Below are 2,865 nucleotides of genomic sequence, written 5' to 3' on the forward strand. Positions count from 1 at the left end.
CTGCTTCACAAATGTATTCTTGAAGATCTGCCGATGTATATACGTAGATCCGAATTGGAGCTTGGGGTGAAAAGCAAACGTAAACTCGTCTGCCAATCCAGTCTCCTAGTTCACCAGCAACGTAAAGTCGTCCGTTAAGCGAAATTCCCTGACGACCAACTCGACGCATTCCGTCTTTGCTTGGTGCTGCCATCATCAGAAAATCCAATTCACGCGGATTACGAATCTGCTGTTTTTGCCATCCTTGGGCGATCGCATCGATTAGTACTTCTAGAGGTGATTTACCTTCTAGACCAATCCCCGCTCGTCCATGCGCTCGTTGCTCGTAAGCTACAATCCATGCTTCTGCCCAAGTTTGAAACTCTTCTGGTGACATGAAGATCTCGATCGCTCTTTCATTCCAATCCGGATGGCTTCTCAATGCTTGTCGGTCACTCACGCTATGTCCGACAAATCCAGGTAGTTTTGGTAAATCGCGGTGTTGAAATGTATGAATGAATCGCTCGATAAAGGCTTTCTGTTCTGGATGCTTGGGCAAGCAGCGACTGGTTTTCACACCTAAGTTTTCCAAAAACCGTTTGACTCGACGGCTGAGATATTCTTTGCCGCGATCGGTGCGGACTTCTTCTGGTACGCCCCATTTAGTCATTGCTGTTGCCAACAACTGGCAAATAGCTTCTGCCTTGCTGGTATCTGACAGCAACAACAATGCCCGCCGCGTCAACAGGTCAATGCAGCCAATCAGGGAGTAACGTTTGGCTGTTACAGTTTCAGTTAGTGGACATTTGTATTTGAGAACGATATCGTTCCAAAAGCTATCCATTTCCCAAACTTGATTCGGGCGCACAACTGATTGAGAACGAGAGCCAAAAGCTGGAGTTGTGCTTTTAGCGCGGCTGGCATCCATGTACATCGCCCACTTTTGAGGATTTCCGATGCGAAACTTGTGTATCCAAGCGCGTAATTGTCCCAAAGAAAAATCCTCTGGTTTATAGCCAAACTCTAGCAGCAGGATGTGATAAATTTGGCTCGCTCCCCAATGTTTTCCTCCTGCTGCTAGACAAGTTTCAATTGCTTGTTGCAGGGCTGGATTGGCATCGATTTTGCCTTTTCCTTTGCGGTTGCCGTAGTTACCCCCAAGTGCTTTCAATTGCTTTGCCGTTCGGCGGCAGCGCTCTTTTACCCGCAATGTAGAACGGCTAATCGTAGGAATACAATTGCGAACCCAAGTTGGAATTGACAATTGACAGTTGCTTCAAGTTGTAGGCGCGAACGAACTCTAGATCGCGCTCCACAGCAGTGGCAAAATTTTGTGACTCGCTCCAAGTTTCAAAAGTTCTCAAAATCTCCAACCACGCATCAGCGCGTTGCGCGATCGAGTTGCTCGAAACAGTAGTTTTCAGAGTTTTACTAGTAGTCGTTGGCGATCGCCCTTCAAGCACACAATTCTGAATTCTCTCGATGGCAGCTAATTGTTGAGGCTGCGATTCTCGCTCATCCCCTTTGCGATCGAATGGAGCAGGGTTATACTTACTCTCCCAATCCTTAGCTGTAGAATCGATTTGAAGCAAAGCTGCTTGCGTATCTTCTGGTAGGCTAGAGCAAGCATACTCTCGACCGCCACCGCGAGCGTGACGAGCGCGGGACTGCCAACCTCCAGAGCGAGCCTTTCTCGTTACGTTGGATCGCGCCACAGGCATCCCTGGCAAACCAGCTAATTCGGAGGGAGAATACCACAACTTCATCTGGAGTTGAACGCGAGCTAACGTGAGTGAAAGTGGTCGTGCGTCAGGAAAGCGTGGAATTGATATTATACAGGTGAAGAAAATAACTCCTGTTCCAAGAAGCCATGCCTTGTCCACTATGTAGTCATGATAAGACCTATAAACACGGCAAAACCAGCAAGGGTAGCCAACGCTATCGTTGCCTTAACTGTAAGCAAACGTTTAGCGACACCTTTGACACAATTTACTATTGTCGGCAAGTAAGTGAGGAGGAAGTGCGAATTGTCTTGCAGTCGCACTCTTGAGGAACCAGCTTACGTGGTATTAGTCGGGTGAGTGGACTGTCCTACAACACAGGAGTAAGTTTGATTCGAGCCTAAGCGTCAAAAAGCCCAATTGGTTCACAATGCCGAAGTACAAGATGTTGATACGGATGCCATTGCGGCGGATGAAATGTGGTCGTTTGTGGAAAAAAACAACGGCACTGCTTACCTGATGAACTCGAAGCCGGAGATTGCTGGATAGGATTGAGTTTGGCACAGTTGAGCGGCTTGATTCTATGCGGTCGTGTAGGCAAGCACACCGACTCTTTGGTGATTGAGTTAGTAGCTAGTACTGAGGGCAAGACTGAGTGCAAAGAATGGGGTACGGATGGTTGGTCAGGATATGGGCGAGTTTTATCTTCAGACGTTGACCACTACATCAGCAAAGTCTTGACACAACGCTTGGAGCGCACCAATAGTACCCTACGACAGCAGACAGGACGATGGCACCGACGACAAAACAAATTTGCGCGCGTTGTGGGAGCAGACAAAGATCACTTTGCGCTTGGTCATCAGCTACTTTAACTGGATTTGGGTACATTCCCGTGCGCGGAACTACGGCAGCGTGGGCGTGCAGACCTAGCGTCAGAACCTTGGACTTGGCAAGATATCGCTGTTTATTCCACACTTTGCTGAGGCACGACCGTGAAAGTCAAGATGACTTGTATTTGTCATCCTAAAACGCGATCGCCACTCTGTTTCTGGTTCTCAGCTTAATCAAACAAACGTAAGTAATAGTTACTAACCGGAGCGTGAATTAGTTAACATAAGAGATGTAGCTACGTCCTTTGTAAACATGAAACTCAAAGACGCTCGCC

General features: G+C 47.7%; 2 protein-coding genes and 1 pseudogene. 1 reads left to right on the top strand and 2 read right to left on the bottom strand.

From position 1 onward, the window contains the following. On the bottom strand, window positions 1-1,243 hold a 1,243-nt coding region (locus DSM107010_RS33160; protein ID WP_199755932.1), incomplete at its 3' end, for a Mu transposase C-terminal domain-containing protein. Further along, window positions 1,200-1,862 (bottom strand): DNA-binding protein, encoded by a 663-nt coding sequence (locus DSM107010_RS33165; protein WP_127025017.1) that lies wholly within the window; start codon window positions 1,860-1,862, stop codon window positions 1,200-1,202. The genes DSM107010_RS33160 and DSM107010_RS33165, both read right to left, overlap by 44 nt. On the opposite strand from DSM107010_RS33165, the pseudogene DSM107010_RS33170 reads away from it, so the two are divergent. Next, window positions 1,835-2,683: pseudogene (locus tag DSM107010_RS33170) on the top strand (IS1 family transposase). The gene DSM107010_RS33165 and the pseudogene DSM107010_RS33170 overlap by 28 nt on opposite strands. Window positions 2,684-2,865: the final 182 nt, after the last annotated feature.

It is taken from the genome of Chroococcidiopsis cubana SAG 39.79 (genome assembly GCF_003991895.1).
Taxonomy (GTDB): Bacteria; Cyanobacteriota; Cyanobacteriia; order Cyanobacteriales; family Chroococcidiopsidaceae; genus Chroococcidiopsis; species Chroococcidiopsis thermalis.